The sequence below is a fragment of the Streptomyces desertarenae genome, from assembly GCF_042681365.1.
GTDB classification, from domain to species: Bacteria; Actinomycetota; Actinomycetes; order Streptomycetales; family Streptomycetaceae; genus Streptomyces; species Streptomyces desertarenae.
In genome coordinates this window covers 20,210-33,767 of the sequence record NZ_JBHUFU010000024.1, presented here as the reverse complement: position 1 = coordinate 33,767, position 13,558 = coordinate 20,210, and the positions used below count along the sequence as shown (strand labels likewise).

Below are 13,558 nucleotides of genomic sequence, written 5' to 3'. Positions count from 1 at the left end.
GATTCGTCCCCATGACCGGGACGAACGAGGAACACGCCGACCACCGGATCGAACGCGACTCCATGGGCGAGGTGCGGGTCCCCGCGCACGCCAAGTGGCGGGCGCAGACCCAGCGCGCCGTGGAGAACTTCCCGATCTCGGGCCGGCGCCTGGAGCGCGCGCACATCCAGGCGCTGGCCCGGATCAAGGAGGCGGCGGCCAGGGTCAACGCGGAGCTGGGCGTCCTGGACGCCGACCTGGCGCGGGCGATCGCCGAGGCCGCCGCCGAGGTGGCCGAGGGCCGCTGGGACGACCACTTCCCCGTGGACGTCTTCCAGACCGGCTCCGGCACCTCCTCCAACATGAACGCCAACGAGGTCGTCGCCACGCTCGCGAGCGAGCGGCTGGGCGCGCCCGTCCACCCCAACGACCACGTCAACGCCAGCCAGTCCTCCAACGACGTCTTCCCCTCCTCCATCCACATCGCGGCCACCGCGGCCGTCACCGAGGACCTGGTCCCGGCGCTGGAGCACCTGGCCGGGGCGCTGGAGCGCAAGGCCGAGGAGTTCGCCGAGGTCGTCAAGGCCGGCCGCACCCACCTGATGGACGCCACGCCCGTCACGCTCGGCCAGGAGTTCGGCGGCTACGCGGCGCAGGTGCGGTACGGGGTGGAGCGGCTGCGCGCGTCGCTGCCGCGCCTGGCGGAGCTGCCGCTGGGCGGCACCGCGGTGGGCACCGGGATCAACACCCCGCCCGGGTTCTCGGCGGCGGTGATCGCCGAGGTCGCCCGCACCACCGGACTGCCCCTGACCGAGGCGCGCAACCACTTCGAGGCCCAGGGCGCCCGCGACGCCCTGGTGGAGACCTCCGGCCAGCTCCGCACGATCGCGGTCGGCCTGACCAAGATCTGCAACGACCTGCGCTGGATGTCCTCCGGCCCGCGCACCGGCCTGGCCGAGATCCGGCTGCCCGACCTCCAGCCGGGCTCCTCGATCATGCCCGGCAAGGTCAACCCGGTGGTCCCCGAGGCGGTCCTGATGGTCGCCGCGCAGGTCATGGGCAACGACGCCACGGTCGCGGTGGCCGGCGCGTCGGGCAACTTCGAGCTGAACGTGATGCTCCCGGTGATCGCGAGGAACCTGCTGGAGTCGATCCGGCTGCTGGCGAACGCCGCCCGGCTGCTGGCCGACCGCACGGTCGACGGCATCGAGGCCGACGTCGAGCGCGCCCGCGAGTACGCCGAGTCCTCCCCGTCCGTGGTGACCCCGCTGAACAGGTACATCGGCTACGAGGAGGCCGCGAAGGTCGCCAAGCGCTCCCTGGCGGAGCGGAAGACGATCCGCGAGGTGGTCCTGGAGTCCGGCTACGTCGAGCGCGGCCTGATCACCGTCGAGCAGCTGGACCGGGCCCTGGACGTGCTGGGCATGACGCGCCCCTGAGGGGCGGCGGGCGGCGCGGGGACCGGGCCGCGGGAGCGTGGCGTGGGTCGCGGCCCGGTCCCCGGTACCCGACTAGGATCCGCGCATGACGGCGGAGACGACTCGGACCGCGGACGGCGGGGCGCAGGCGGGGGACGGCCCCCGCTGGCGGCCCGGTGAGCACATCCTGTGGCGCTACCGGGCCAACGGCGGCGACGGCCTGCACATCTGCCGCCCCATGACCGTCGTGCGCGACACCCCCGCGCTGCTCGCTGCCTGGATGGCCCCGGGCACCGTCTGCATCAAGCCGGAGCTGGCCGACGGCACGCCCGTGCACCGCGAGCCGCTCGCCACCCGCTACACCAAGCCCCGCAGGACCGTGCGGTCGCGCTGGTTCGGCACCGGGGTGCTCAAGCTGGCCCGGCCCGGCGAGCCCTGGTCGGTGTGGCTGTTCTGGGAGCACGGGTGGCGGTTCAAGAACTGGTACGTGAACCTGGAGGAGCCGCTGCGCCGCTGGCCGGGAGGGGTGGACTCCGAGGACCACTTCCTGGACATCACCGTCTGCCCCGACCGCTCCTGGCAGTGGCGGGACGAGGACGAGTTCGCCCAGGCGCAGCGGGCCGGGCTGATGGACGCCGCCCGGGCCGAGCGCGTGCGGGAGGCGGGGCGGCGGGCGGTGGAGGTGGTCCGCGCGTGGGGGAGCCCCTTCCGGGACGGCTGGGAGGAGTGGCGCCCCGACCCGGCCTGGCGGATCCCCCGGCTGCCGGACGACTGGGACCGCGGGCCGGGGCGGGACGTCTGAGGGCCGGCGGCCGCGGCGGCCGGGCGCCGGGCCGGCGGCTCCCGCGGAGCCGAGGGCCTGAGGGACTGGTGGGAGCGGCGGTGCTTCTCGCATGATGGCGGTGGGACGCGACGGGGCGCCCCGGGGACGGTGCGGGTTCCGGCGATCCCTTGCTGTGCCCCCGGGCGTCGAACGTAGGATCACCTCCGGACCTGACAGGAAGCACCAGCGCATCGAATTCCCGGTCCTCACAAGGGACTTGGCGCATCCCCGAGAGGAGCCCCAGACGTGAGCAGCACGGAAGGCCGGCAGGCGTACCAGCACTACGGCCGGGCGGTCGCCGACCGCGCCGGCCAGGCCGAGGCGTTCGACGCGATCGGCGACCGCTACGACGAGGTCTTCCCGCACAAGGAGGGCCAGCTCGCCGCCGGCGCCTGGCTGGCGCGGGAGCTGCCCGCCGGGTCGCGGGTGCTCGACGTCGGCTGCGGCACCGGCGTCCCCACCGCGCGCCAGCTCGCCGAGGCGGGCCACCGGGTCACCGGCATCGACATCTCCTCCGGCATGGTCGAGCTCAGCCGGGCGAACGTCCCCGGCGCCGAGTTCCACGTCCTGGACGTGGCCGAGCTGGAGGAGCGCGACCTGGGCCCCTTCGACGGGGTGACGGCCTTCTTCGCGCTGCTGATGCTGCCGCGCCGGGAGATCCCGGTCGCCCTGCGGGCGCTGCACGGGCAGCTGCGGCCCGGCGGGCTGCTCGCCCTGGGCATGGTGGAGGCCGACGTGGACGACTTCGCGATCCCGTTCCTGGGCCACACGATCCGGGTATCGGGCTACCTGCGGGAGGAGCTGCGCCAGGTGGTGAACGACGCGGGCTTCGAGATCACCGGGGAGGAGACGTTCGCCTACGCGCCGGCCAGCACGGACGTCTCCCCCGAGATACAGGTCTTCCTGAACTGCCGACGACTCCCCTAGTCCCCAAGCGCTGGGCACGCCCGATGCGCGGCCCCGGACGGACGGAAAACCAACGCGTGACGGAGTACCCGACATCCCGACAGCCCGCTGCCCGGCCCCCGAGCGGCGGCGCCCGCACGGCCACGTCCGTGGCCGGCCGCGCCGATGCCGCGCACGCCCCGCTGCCCGACCCGCGGGACGGGCCCGGCGCGCCGGGCCACGCGGCCGCCGCACCCCAGGGCGCCCCCCGCCGCGCCCCTTCCCCCGCCCTGCCGGACGCACCCGCGTCCGCGTCCGCTCCGGAGCCCGCGGGGCACTCCGGCGCGGGCGGCCACGCCCGTCCCGCGGGCGGTGACGAGCCGGTGGGCCGGAGCCGCCCCGGTGCGGCGGGGGAGCGGGCCGCGGCCGGCCCCGACACCGCCCCCGGCTCGGTGCCCGGCGCGGCCGAGCACCCCGGTGGCGACGAGATCGCCGAGCGGGAGCGGCGCGGCGGCGACCGGCTGCGCTTCGTGGGAGCGGCCACCCGGCGGATCGCCCGCGGCGTCGACCTGGACGAGACCGTCCTCGGGCTGTGCCGGGCGAGCGTCCCGGCGTTCGCCGACGCGATCCTGGTCTACCTGCGCGACCCCCTGCCGGTCGGGGACGAGCGGCCCGGCGGGCCGTTCGTGCTGCGGCTGCGCCGCACCGACCGGCTGCCCGACCACGCCCTGGAGGCGACCGCGTCCCCGGACCTGGACGCCTCGGACACCGGTGAGTTCCCGCTGCCGCTGCTGACCGTCTCCCCGGAGGGGTCGGGGGGAGGGGCGGCGGAACTGATCGAGGTGCGCAGCGGCGGCTCGCTGGCCGAGGTGCTGCGCGGGGTGCGGCCGGTGTTCGGCGACGCGCCCACCGCCCGCGAGGCGCTGCCCGAGCTGCTGGGCCCGGGCCACGACGCCCCGGTGGGGCGCCGGGCGGTCCTCGCCCCGCTGCGCGGGCGCCGCCGGGTCATCGGCGCGGCGGTGTTCCTGCGCCGCCCGGAGCGCTCCGCCTTCGAGCCCGACGACCTGCTGGTCGCCGCGCAGCTGGCCACGCACACCGCGCTGGGCGTGGACAAGGCGGTGCTCTACGGCCGCGAGGCGTACATCGCCGACGAGCTCCAGCGCACCATGCTCCCCGACGCGCTGCCCCAGCCCACCGGGGTGACGCTGGCCAGCCGCTACCTGCCGGCGGCCGAGACCGCCCGGGTGGGCGGCGACTGGTACGACGCGATACCCCTGCCCGGCGGGCGGGTGGCCCTCGTCGTCGGGGACGTGATGGGCCACTCCATGACCTCCGCGGCGATCATGGGCCAGCTGCGCACCACCGCGCAGACCCTGGCCGGGCTGGACCTGCCGCCGCAGGAGGTGCTGCACCACCTCGACGAGCAGGCCCAGCGGCTGGGCAGCGACCGCATGGCGACGTGCATGTACGCCGTCTACGATCCCGTGGCGCACCGGATCGTGGTGGCCAACGCCGGGCACCCGCCGCCGGTGATGCTGCACCGCGACGGCCGCGCGGAGGTGCTGCACGTGCCGGCCGGGGCGCCGATCGGCGTGGGGGGAGTGGACTTCGAGGCGGTGGAGCTGCCCGCTCCGGCGGGCGCCACCCTGCTGCTGTACACCGACGGCCTGGTGGAGTCCCGCCACCGCGACGTGTGGACCGGGATCGAGCAGCTGCGGGAGAAGCTGACCGAGACGGCCGGGCTGACGCGCCCCGACACCCCGCCGCCGCTGGAGCCGCTCTGCGACGAGGTGCTGGACATCCTCGGCCCCGGCGACCGGGACGACGACATCGCGCTGCTGGCGGCCCGCTTCGACGGCATCCCGCCCAGCGACGTCGCCTACTGGTACCTGGACCCGCGGGCCCAGACGGCCCGGCAGGCGCGGCGGCTGGCGCGCCGGGCGCTGGAGCGCTGGGGCCTGGAGGACCTGACAGACTCGGTGGAGCTGCTGGTCAGCGAGGTGGTCACCAACGCCGTCCGCTACGCGGAGCGTCCCATCACGCTGCGGCTGCTGCGCACCGACGTGCTGCGCTGCGAGGTCGGGGACGACGTGCCGCAGCTGCCCCGGCTCCGCCAGGCCCGGGCCACCGACGAGGGCGGCCGCGGCCTGTACCTGGTCAACCGGCTCGCCCGCCGCTGGGGCGCGACCCGGCTGAGCACGGGCAAGGTGGTGTGGTTCGAGTTCCCGATGCCGTGACGCCCGCGGCGGCCGGGAGCGGCGGGGACACGGGAGCGGCCCCGTACCCCGGCCGGGGTACGGGGCCGTCCACGGCGTGCCCGGTGGTGCGCCGCGGCGCGCCGGGAGCCGTCAGACGCCGGTCGGGGCCGGGTCGGCCAGGGAGGCCTCGGCGTCCAGGACCGTGCCGACGGCCTGGATGACGGCCGCGATCTTGAACGCCTCCTGGACCGTCTCGCGGTCCACGCCGGCCTTGCGGAGCACCTGCTCGTGGGAGTCCAGGCACTGCCCGCAGCCGTTGACGGCGGAGACGGCCAGCGACCAGAGCTCGAAGTCGGTCTTGTCCACGCCCGGGTTGCCGATGACGTTCATCCGCAGGCCCGCGCGCAGGGTGCCGTACTCCGGGTCCGACAGCAGGTGCCGCGTCCGGTAGAAGACGTTGTTCATCGCCATGATGGCGGCGGCGGCCTTGGCCGCGGTGTACGCCTCGGGGGAGAGGTTGGCCTTCGCCTCGGGCTCCAGCTCGGTGAGCACCTTCGGCGAGCGCGAGGCGATCGCGCAGGCCAGCACCGTGCCCCACAGCTGCTGCTGGGGCAGGTCGGAGTTGCCTATCACCGAACCCAGGTTGAGCTTGAGGTCCTTGGCGTAGTCGGGCAGGGCCGACTTCAGGTCGTCGAGTGCCATGTGGTCGAAGTCCTCACTCGCCCGCGAGCAGCTTGACCGGGTCGAGGGTCTCCTCGCCCTTGGTCCAGTTGCAGGGGCACAGCTCGTCGGTCTGCAGGGCGTCCAGCACCCGCAGGACCTCCTTGGGGTTACGGCCGACGGAACCGGCGGTCACCATGGTGAACTGGATCTCGTTGTTCTGGTCCACGATGAAGACCGCACGCTGGGCGTAGCCGTCCTCGCCCTCGACGCCGCAGGCCCGCATCAGCTCGTGCTTGGGGTCGGCCAGCATCGGGAAGGGCAGGTCGCGGAGGTCGGCGTGGTCCTTGCGCCAGGCGTGGTGCACGAACTCCGAGTCGCCGGAGACCCCGAGGATCTGGGCGTCGCGGTCGGCGAACTCGTCGTTCAGCTTGCCGAAGGCGGCGATCTCGGTCGGGCAGACGAAGGTGAAGTCCTTCGGCCAGAAGAAGACGACCTTCCACTTGCCCTCGTAGGTCTTGTGGTCGATCTGGGCGAAGGCCTTGTCCGCGTCGATGTCCACACAGGCCGTCAGGTCGAACTCGGGGAACTTGTCACCGACAGTGAGCACGCGCTCTCCTTGTTGCGTGGAAACGTCCCTTGTGAGGGGTTTCCTGAGGGTTGGACGTGATCCACACTGCCACACACCACATTGATCAAAGAAATAGCTACACTCACGAATATTGATCGGAGGTGGTTATCAGTGACCCTGTCGGCGCACCGCCTGCGCCAGGAGTCCCGTCCCGGCCCCCACCAGCGGACCCGGCGGATCCCCCAGCAGCGGCAGCCCACGCTCTCCCAGTTGCGGGCGTTCGCGGCCGTCGCCGAGCACCTGCACTTCCGGGAGGCGGCCGCGGAGATAGGCATGAGCCAGCCGGCCCTCTCGGGCGCGGTCGCGGCGCTGGAGGAGTCACTCGGAGTGAAGCTCCTGGAGCGTACGACGCGGAGGGTGGTGCTGTCCGCGGCGGGGGAGCGGGTGGCCGCCCGCACCCGCGGAGTCCTGGAGGCCGTGGGCGAGTTGCTGGAGGAGGCGGAGGCGGCGCGGGCCCCCTTCACGGGCGCGCTGCGGCTGGGAGTGATCCCGACCTGTGCGCCCTATCTGCTGCCGACGGTGCTGAGACTCGTTCACGATCGTTATCCGGCGCTGGAGTTGCAGGTGCACGAGGAGCAGACGGACTCGCTCCTGAACGGCCTGCTGGCGGGCCGGCTCGACCTGCTGCTGCTGGCCGTGCCGCCGGACGAGCCGCAGGCGGAGGCCGCCTCCGGGGTGGAGACGCTGCCGCTGTTCGACGAGGACTTCGTGCTGGTCACGCCGCGCTCCCACGAGCTGGCCGGGCGGACTGACCTGCCTCGCGAGACGCTGCGCGGACTGGACCTGCTGCTCCTGGACGAGGGGCACTGCCTGCGCCGGCAGGCCCTGGAGGTGTGCCGGGAGGCCGGGCGCACCGACGGGGTGCCGTCCACCACCAGCGCGGCGGGGCTGTCCACCCTGGTCCAGCTGGTCGCGGGCGGACTGGGCGTGACGCTGCTGCCGCGCACCTCGCTGCACGTGGAGACCGAGCGCAACGAGCTGCTGGCGACCGCCTCCTTCGCCGACCCGGCGCCCTCGCGGCGGATCGGTCTGGCGATGCGGGCGGGAGCGGCCCGCCGGCAGGAGTTCGCCGTGCTGGCCAAGGATTTGCGGGAGGCAATGCTTCCCCTTCCGGTGCGGCCCGTGGAGTGAGGACGCGCCCGCCGGCCCGGCGGCGGGCGCCGCGGCGCGGGCCGCACCGGGGCCGGTGCGGCCGGGGACGGCAGGCGGTACGCCACCGTATGCATAAGCACGCGCACAGTGGGTAGGCCGCATGCATCGTCTCTCGTACGGCCGCAGCGCGAACTGCCGTGCGCAGCAAGGCGGAGCCAGGTGACTTCATCGGAAGATCGAACAGCCGTAGCCGTCGTCAGGAGTGGACCGTGCTGCAAACGCCGCATCAGCCTCCGCAGGCCGCCGTCGTCCCCGCCCAGCGCACATCCTCGCGCGAGCAAACCGGGCCGTGGCACTCCGAGGCGGTCTGCCGGAGGGACGAGGCCGGGCTGTTCTTCGCCCCCTCCAAGGAGCCGACGGCGGCCCGCCTCTCCCGCGAGCAGGCGGCCAAGCGGGTCTGCGCGCGCTGCCCGGTGCTGGTCGAGTGCCGCGAGCACGCCCTGCTCCAGCCCGAGCCGTACGGCGTGTGGGGCGGCCTCACCGCGGCCGAGCGCCGGGTGCTGCTCGCGCGCCGGCGCCGCCGCGACGCCGAGCTGGGGCAGTCCGCCCAGGTCCCGCGCATCGCCTGACGGCGGTCGACCCGGGGTGCCACCCCCGGCGCCGTCCTCCGGTGCCCGCGCCGGCCGGCCGTCACCGCCTTCGCGGCGGCGGGCCCGCGGCCACCCGGGCCGGGCCCGCCGCCGCGCCGCTCAGCGGGCCCGGTCGAAGTCGACGGAGCTGTAGGCGCGCAGCTTCGACAGCTTGTGGGTGGAGTCGATCTGGCGGATGGTGCCGGACTTCGACCGCATCACCAGCGACTGGGTGGTGGCGGTCTCCGCGCGGTACCGCACGCCGCGCAGCAGGTCGCCGTCCGTGATGCCCGTCGCGACGAAGAACACGTTGTCGCCGCCGACCAGGTCGTCGGTGGTCAGGACGCGGTCCAGGTCGTGGCCCGCGTCGACGGCCTTGCGCCGCTCCTCGTCGTCCTTGGGCCACAGCCTGCCCTGGATCACCCCTCCCAGGCACTTGATGGCGCAGGCGGCGATGATGCCCTCCGGGGTCCCGCCGACGCCCAGCAGCAGGTCGACGCCGGTGCCCTCGCGGGCGGCCATGATCGCCCCGGCGACGTCGCCGTCGGAGATGAACTTGATCCGTGCGCCCGACTCGCGGATCTCGCGGACGACCCCCTCGTGGCGGGGGCGGTCAAGGATGACGACGGTGACGTCCTCCGGGGCGCCGCCCTTGGCCTTGGCCACCCGGCGGATGTTGACGGCGGGCGGGGCCGTGATGTCGACGAACTCCGCCGCCTCCGGGCCGGTGACCAGCTTGTCCATGTAGAACACCGCGCTCGGGTCGAACATCGAGCCGCGCTCGGCCACCGCCAGCACCGACACCGCGTTGCCCATGCCCTTGGCCGTCAGCGTCGTGCCGTCCACCGGGTCCACGGCCACGTCGCACTCCGGGCCGGTCCCGTCGCCCACGCGCTCTCCGTTGAAGAGCATCGGGGCCTCGTCCTTCTCCCCCTCCCCGATGACGACGACGCCGTTCATCGAGACGGTGGAGACCAGGGTGCGCATCGCCCTGACGGCCGCGCCGTCCGCGCCGTTCTTGTCACCGCGGCCGACCCAGCGGCCCGACGCCATGGCACCGGCCTCGGTCACCCGGACGAGTTCGAGGGCGAGGTTGCGGTCGGGGGCCTCCGGGCTGACTTCGAGCTGCGAGGGGAGGTGGTGGTGATCGGTCATCGTGACGCACCTTTCTGCACGTCTGTACGGCGTCCGAACGCGACGGCCGAAGCTTGAGGGTGCTTCGACCCTATCCGGGACGACGGCAAAGTGAGCAGGGTGCCCCACGGATGAGCGGAAAGGGGGTGGTGGTACGGGCGAACCGGGCATGGGGGACGATGGAACCGTGGCAAGCACGGCAAGCAAAGGCAGGCAGACGGCACGGGACATGGTGCTGTCGATGCTGGTGATCCTCCTCGGCGTCGGCGTGGTGTACCTGTTCATCCCGCACGACGACTCCCTGGACCCGGTCCGGCCGATCACCTACGACATGGAACTGGTGACGGCGCGGCGCGCGGCGCCGTACCCGATCGCCGCCCCGGTGGGGCTGCCGGAGACCTGGCGCGCGACCTCGGTGCGGTACCGGGGGCAGAGCGACCAGGGAGCCGTGTGGCACCTGGGCTTCATGGACCCCGACAACGAGTACGCGGCCGTCGAGCAGAGCGACGGCGAGCCGGAGCGGTTCGTCGGGGAGGTCACGCGGGGGGCCGAGCCGACCGGGCGGACCCGGACGGTCGGCGGCCGGGAGTGGGAGCGCTACGAGGGCCCCACCTACGACGCCCTGGTGCTGAAGGAGGCGGAGGTGACCACGGTGGTCACGGGCACGGCCCCCCTCGACAGCCTCGCGCAGCTGGCCGCCGCGCTCAGCACCGGGGAGGGGACCGGGAAGGGCTGAGCGGCGGCGGCCGGCGGGGCCGGGCGGGTCAGACGGTGGTGACGACGTCCTCGTAGGCCAGGCGCGGCGACCGGGGGCGGTAGGACTCCTCGCAGGGCCTGCCGATGTTGACCACGGCCAGCACCTTCTGCCTGCCGTCGCCGAAGAACTCCTTGTCGATGCCCTCGGCGTCGAAGCCGGTCATCGGGCCGGCGGCCAGCCCGGCGGCGCGGATGCCGACGATGAAGTAGCCGATCTGGATCGCGGCGTTGAAGCCGCCCGCCGCCTCGCGGACCGGGAGCTCGGAGAAGAACCGGTCCTTCAGGCCGGGGGCGTGCGGGAGCAGCTCCGGCAGCCGCTCGTGGAAGTCCAGGTCCACCGAGAGGATCGCGGTCAGCGGCGCAGCCGCCGTCTTGGCCCGGTTGCCCTCGGAGAGCTGCCGGACCAGCCGCTCCCGGGCCTCGGGGGAGCGGACCAGGGTGATGCGCAGCGGGGACTGGTTGAAGGCGGTCGGTCCGTACTTCACCAGGTCGTAGACCGCCCTGAGCTGCTCGTCGGTCACCGGTTCGTCGGCGAAGGCGTGGGCGGTGTGGGCCTCGCGGAAGAGCAGGTCCTGTGCGGCGCTGTCGAGGGCCAGGGTCATGGGAGGGGACGCCTCTTCGAGTAGGTGGTTCGGATGTGCACCACCCACTCTAGGGAGGAATGTCAAACGTTCAAGCAAGTGCCCCGCCCCGCGGAGCCCCTCACTCCCCGCCGTCTTCCTCCCCGTCCTCCTCGGCGTCCCCGGTGCCCTCGGCGTCCTCGGCCAGCGCCGCGTCCAGCCGCGCACGCGCGCCCTCCAGCCAGCGGCGGCAGACCGCGGCCAGCTCCTCGCCCCGCTCCCACAGCGCGAGCGACTCCTCCAGCGTGGAGCCGCCCGCCTCCAGACGGCGGACCACGGCGATCAGTTCGTCACGCGCCTGCTCGTAGCCCATCTCCCCGGCCGGCGGGGTGCTCGTGTCGGTCATGCGCCCAGCCTAGGGCCGGTCACCGACACCCCGGTGCCTCATCCGCCGTCCGCCCGCCGGGCGACCACCGGCAGCTCGCCCTCGGCGAGGCGGGCGCGCAGCTCCTCGCCGTCGGCCACCTCCTCCGCCGCGCGCACCGCACTGCCGTCGGCCCGCTGGAGCACCGCGTAGCCGCGCCTCAGCGTCGCCGCCGGGGAGAGCGCCACGACCCGGGCCAGGGTGTGCTCCAGCTCCGTGCCCGCCCGGTCCAGCAGGTGCCCGAAGGTTCGGCGGCCCCGCTCCAGCAGCGCCCCGACCTGCTCCTCGCGCTCCTCGACCATCGTGTAGGGCCGGGCCAGCACCGGACGGCTCACCGTCTCCGCCAGACCGCGCTCCTGCCGCTCCAGCATCACCTCCACCGCCCGGCGCGCCCGCTCCCGCAGCTGCCGCACCCGCTCCAGCTCCTCGACCACGTCCGGGACGACGTCCTTCGCGGCGTGCGTCGGCGTCCTGGAGCGCAGGTCGGCCACCAGGTCCAGCAGCGGGGTGTCCGGCTCGTGCCCGATGGCGGAGACGACCGGGGTGGCGCAGGCGGCCACCGCCCGCACCAGCCGCTCGTCGGAGAAGGGCAGCAGGTCCTCGACGCTGCCGCCGCCGCGGGCCACGATGATCACGTCCACGTCCGGGTCGGCGTCCAGCTCCCGCACCGCCTCGATCACCTGCGGCACCGCGTGGACGCCCTGCACCGCCACGTTGCGCACGGCGAAGCGGACGGCGGGCCAGCGCTGCCGGGCCGTCTCCAGCACGTCCCGCTCGGCCGCCGAGGCACGGCCGGTGACCAGGCCCACCAGGGCGGGCAGGAACGGCAGGGGCTTCTTCCGCTCGGCGGCGAACAGGCCCTCGGCGGTCAGCGACCGCTTCAGCGCCTCCAGGCGGGCCAGCAGCTCGCCCACGCCCACCGGGCGGATCTCCGACACCCGCAGCGAGAGCTGGCCGCGCGGCGCGTACCACTCCGGCTTGCCGTGCACCACCACCCGCGCGCCCTCGGAGACCACGTCCGCCACCTTGTCGAAGACGGCCCGGTAGCAGGTGACGGTCAGGGAGATCTCGTGGGAGGGGTCGCGCAGCGTCAGGAACACCACCCCCGCGCCCGGCCGCCGGGAGAGCTGGGTGATCTGCCCCTCCACCCAGACGGCGCCGAGCCGGTCGATCCATCCGCCGATCAGCCGCGACACCTCGCCGACGGGGACCGGCGCCTCGGGCGACGTGTTGAGAGCCATGCGACGAGGCTAGCCGCCGTCGCCGACAGCGGTCCCCCGCTCCCCGGGGCGGGATCGCGCGCCGGGCCCGTCCCGCGGAACGGAGGCCGCGCACCGGGCCCGTACGATGGGCCCATGACTGCTACGACCGCACGCCGGGTCCTGCTCGCCGCGCCCCGCGGCTACTGCGCGGGGGTCGACCGCGCCGTGATCGCCGTGGAGAAGGCGCTGGAGCAGTACGGCGCGCCGATCTACGTCCGCCACGAGATCGTCCACAACAAGTACGTCGTGCGGACGCTGGAGAAGAAGGGGGCGATCTTCGTCGAGGAGACGGACGAGGTCCCCGAGGGGTCCATCGTCATGTTCTCCGCGCACGGCGTGGCACCGACCGTGCACGAGGAGGCCGAGCGGCGCCGGCTCGCCACCATCGACGCGACCTGCCCGCTGGTCACCAAGGTCCACAAGGAGGCGGTCCGCTTCGCCAGGGAGGACTACGACATCCTCCTGATCGGCCACGAGGGCCACGAGGAGGTCATCGGCACCTCCGGCGAGGCCCCCGACCACATCACCCTCGTCGACGGCCCGGACGACGTGGAGAACGTCACCGTGCGCGACGAGTCCAAGGTCGTCTGGCTCTCCCAGACCACCCTCTCCGTCGACGAGACCATGGAGACCGTCGACCGGCTCAAGGAGAAGTTCCCCCAGCTCCTCTCCCCGCCCAGCGACGACATCTGCTACGCCACGCAGAACCGGCAGACCGCGGTCAAGCAGATGGGCGCCGAGGCCGACCTGGTCATCGTCGTCGGCTCGCAGAACTCCTCGAACTCCAAGCGCCTGGTCGAGGTCGCCCTGGGCGCCGGGGCCAAGGACGCCCACCTGGTGGACTACGCCTCCGAGATCGACGAGGCCTGGCTGACCGACGAGGTGCGCACCGTCGGCGTCACCTCCGGCGCCTCCGTCCCCGAGGTGCTGGTGGAGGAGGTCCTGGAGTGGCTGGCGCAGCGGGGCTTCGCGGACGTCGAGATCGTCAAGGCCGCCGAGGAGTCCATCACCTTCTCGCTCCCCAAGGAGCTGCGCCGGGACCTGCGCGCCGAGGCCGCGCGGAAGGCCGCGGGCTGACCGCGGTCTGACCGCCGGCCGGCCGCGGGT

At 74.0% G+C, this 13,558-nt stretch carries 14 protein-coding genes; 8 read left to right on the top strand and 6 right to left on the bottom strand.

Annotated features, from left to right (window positions below; genetic code table 11):
* The first annotated feature begins 11 nt into the window (after positions 1–11).
* The 4 genes from ACFSJS_RS25950 to ACFSJS_RS25935 all read left to right on the top strand — a co-directional run bounded on the left by ACFSJS_RS25950 (position 12) and on the right by ACFSJS_RS25935 (position 5,342).
* Positions 12–1,418, top strand: coding sequence for a class II fumarate hydratase (locus tag ACFSJS_RS25950; RefSeq protein WP_380904579.1), 1,407 nt, complete (start codon positions 12–14; stop codon positions 1,416–1,418).
* 85 nt (positions 1,419–1,503) lie between these two features.
* The gene (gene fomD / locus ACFSJS_RS25945) at positions 1,504–2,199 is read left to right on the top strand and encodes a cytidylyl-2-hydroxypropylphosphonate hydrolase (RefSeq protein ID WP_380904577.1); all 696 of its coding nucleotides are present in this window, start codon (positions 1,504–1,506) and stop codon (positions 2,197–2,199) included.
* A gap of 267 nt (positions 2,200–2,466) precedes the next feature.
* Positions 2,467–3,147: a class I SAM-dependent methyltransferase gene (locus ACFSJS_RS25940; protein WP_380904575.1), complete on the top strand. Its 681-nt coding sequence runs from the start codon at positions 2,467–2,469 to the stop codon at positions 3,145–3,147.
* Between the two features lie 128 nt (positions 3,148–3,275).
* Positions 3,276–5,342, top strand: coding sequence for a SpoIIE family protein phosphatase (locus ACFSJS_RS25935; protein WP_380904573.1), 2,067 nt, complete (start codon positions 3,276–3,278; stop codon positions 5,340–5,342).
* A 111-nt stretch (positions 5,343–5,453) separates the two neighbouring features.
* Here ACFSJS_RS25935 and ACFSJS_RS25930 read toward each other — a convergent pair whose 3' ends face one another.
* Both ACFSJS_RS25930 and ACFSJS_RS25925 read right to left on the bottom strand, forming a co-directional pair.
* Positions 5,454–6,005, bottom strand: a complete 552-nt coding sequence (locus ACFSJS_RS25930; RefSeq protein WP_380904571.1) for an alkyl hydroperoxide reductase — start codon at positions 6,003–6,005, stop codon at positions 5,454–5,456.
* A gap of 13 nt (positions 6,006–6,018) precedes the next feature.
* Positions 6,019–6,573: a peroxiredoxin gene (locus ACFSJS_RS25925; RefSeq protein WP_380904569.1), complete on the bottom strand. Its 555-nt coding sequence runs from the start codon at positions 6,571–6,573 to the stop codon at positions 6,019–6,021.
* 198 nt (positions 6,574–6,771) lie between these two features.
* Here ACFSJS_RS25925 and ACFSJS_RS25920 point away from each other — a divergent pair, with 198 nt between their 5' ends.
* Both ACFSJS_RS25920 and ACFSJS_RS25915 read left to right on the top strand, forming a co-directional pair.
* Entirely contained in the window at positions 6,772–7,725 is a 954-nt protein-coding gene (locus ACFSJS_RS25920; RefSeq protein ID WP_380904632.1) for a hydrogen peroxide-inducible genes activator, read from the top strand.
* A gap of 230 nt (positions 7,726–7,955) precedes the next feature.
* Positions 7,956–8,315 (top strand): WhiB family transcriptional regulator, encoded by a 360-nt coding sequence (locus tag ACFSJS_RS25915; protein WP_380904567.1) that lies wholly within the window; start codon positions 7,956–7,958, stop codon positions 8,313–8,315.
* 120 nt (positions 8,316–8,435) lie between these two features.
* Here ACFSJS_RS25915 and glpX read toward each other — a convergent pair whose 3' ends face one another.
* Entirely contained in the window at positions 8,436–9,470 is a 1,035-nt protein-coding gene (glpX, locus tag ACFSJS_RS25910) for a class II fructose-bisphosphatase (RefSeq protein ID WP_380904565.1), read from the bottom strand.
* A 148-nt stretch (positions 9,471–9,618) separates the two neighbouring features.
* On the opposite strand from glpX, the gene ACFSJS_RS25905 reads away from it, so the two are divergent.
* Positions 9,619–10,185, top strand: coding sequence for a DUF4245 domain-containing protein (locus ACFSJS_RS25905; RefSeq protein WP_380904563.1), 567 nt, complete (start codon positions 9,619–9,621; stop codon positions 10,183–10,185).
* Positions 10,186–10,213: 28 nt separating this feature from the next.
* On the opposite strand, the gene ACFSJS_RS25900 is transcribed toward ACFSJS_RS25905, so the two are convergent.
* The 3 genes from ACFSJS_RS25900 to xseA all read right to left on the bottom strand — a co-directional run bounded on the left by ACFSJS_RS25900 (position 10,214) and on the right by xseA (position 12,430).
* A complete protein-coding gene (locus tag ACFSJS_RS25900) occupies positions 10,214–10,807 on the bottom strand; it encodes a malonic semialdehyde reductase (protein WP_380904561.1) in 594 nt (197 codons plus the stop codon).
* A gap of 100 nt (positions 10,808–10,907) precedes the next feature.
* On the bottom strand, positions 10,908–11,171 hold the full coding sequence (locus tag ACFSJS_RS25895; protein WP_380904559.1) for an exodeoxyribonuclease VII small subunit: 264 nt from the start codon (positions 11,169–11,171) through the stop codon (positions 10,908–10,910).
* A 38-nt stretch (positions 11,172–11,209) separates the two neighbouring features.
* Complete coding sequence (xseA, locus tag ACFSJS_RS25890) at positions 11,210–12,430, bottom strand: exodeoxyribonuclease VII large subunit (RefSeq protein ID WP_380904557.1); 1,221 nt, start codon at positions 12,428–12,430, stop codon at positions 11,210–11,212.
* A gap of 114 nt (positions 12,431–12,544) precedes the next feature.
* Here xseA and ACFSJS_RS25885 point away from each other — a divergent pair, with 114 nt between their 5' ends.
* On the top strand, positions 12,545–13,528 hold the full coding sequence (locus ACFSJS_RS25885) for a 4-hydroxy-3-methylbut-2-enyl diphosphate reductase (protein ID WP_380904555.1): 984 nt from the start codon (positions 12,545–12,547) through the stop codon (positions 13,526–13,528).
* The last annotated feature ends 30 nt before the right edge of the window (positions 13,529–13,558 follow it).

What these genes read in the sequence shown, in the direction of transcription:
- xseA (WP_380904557.1), bottom strand. Translation starts at nt 12,430, where the DNA reads ATGGCTCTCAACACGTCGCCCGAGGCGCCGGTCCCCGTCGGCGAGGTG.
- ACFSJS_RS25900 (WP_380904561.1), bottom strand. Translation starts at nt 10,807, where the DNA reads ATGACCCTGGCCCTCGACAGCGCCGCACAGGACCTGCTCTTCCGCGAG.
- ACFSJS_RS25905 (WP_380904563.1), top strand. Translation starts at nt 9,619, where the DNA reads ATGGGGGACGATGGAACCGTGGCAAGCACGGCAAGCAAAGGCAGGCAG.
- ACFSJS_RS25950 (WP_380904579.1), top strand. Translation starts at nt 12, where the DNA reads ATGACCGGGACGAACGAGGAACACGCCGACCACCGGATCGAACGCGAC.
- ACFSJS_RS25895 (WP_380904559.1), bottom strand. Translation starts at nt 11,171, where the DNA reads ATGACCGACACGAGCACCCCGCCGGCCGGGGAGATGGGCTACGAGCAG.
- ACFSJS_RS25930 (WP_380904571.1), bottom strand. Translation starts at nt 6,005, where the DNA reads ATGGCACTCGACGACCTGAAGTCGGCCCTGCCCGACTACGCCAAGGAC.
- fomD (WP_380904577.1), top strand. Translation starts at nt 1,504, where the DNA reads ATGACGGCGGAGACGACTCGGACCGCGGACGGCGGGGCGCAGGCGGGG.
- glpX (WP_380904565.1), bottom strand. Translation starts at nt 9,470, where the DNA reads ATGACCGATCACCACCACCTCCCCTCGCAGCTCGAAGTCAGCCCGGAG.
- ACFSJS_RS25885 (WP_380904555.1), top strand. Translation starts at nt 12,545, where the DNA reads ATGACTGCTACGACCGCACGCCGGGTCCTGCTCGCCGCGCCCCGCGGC.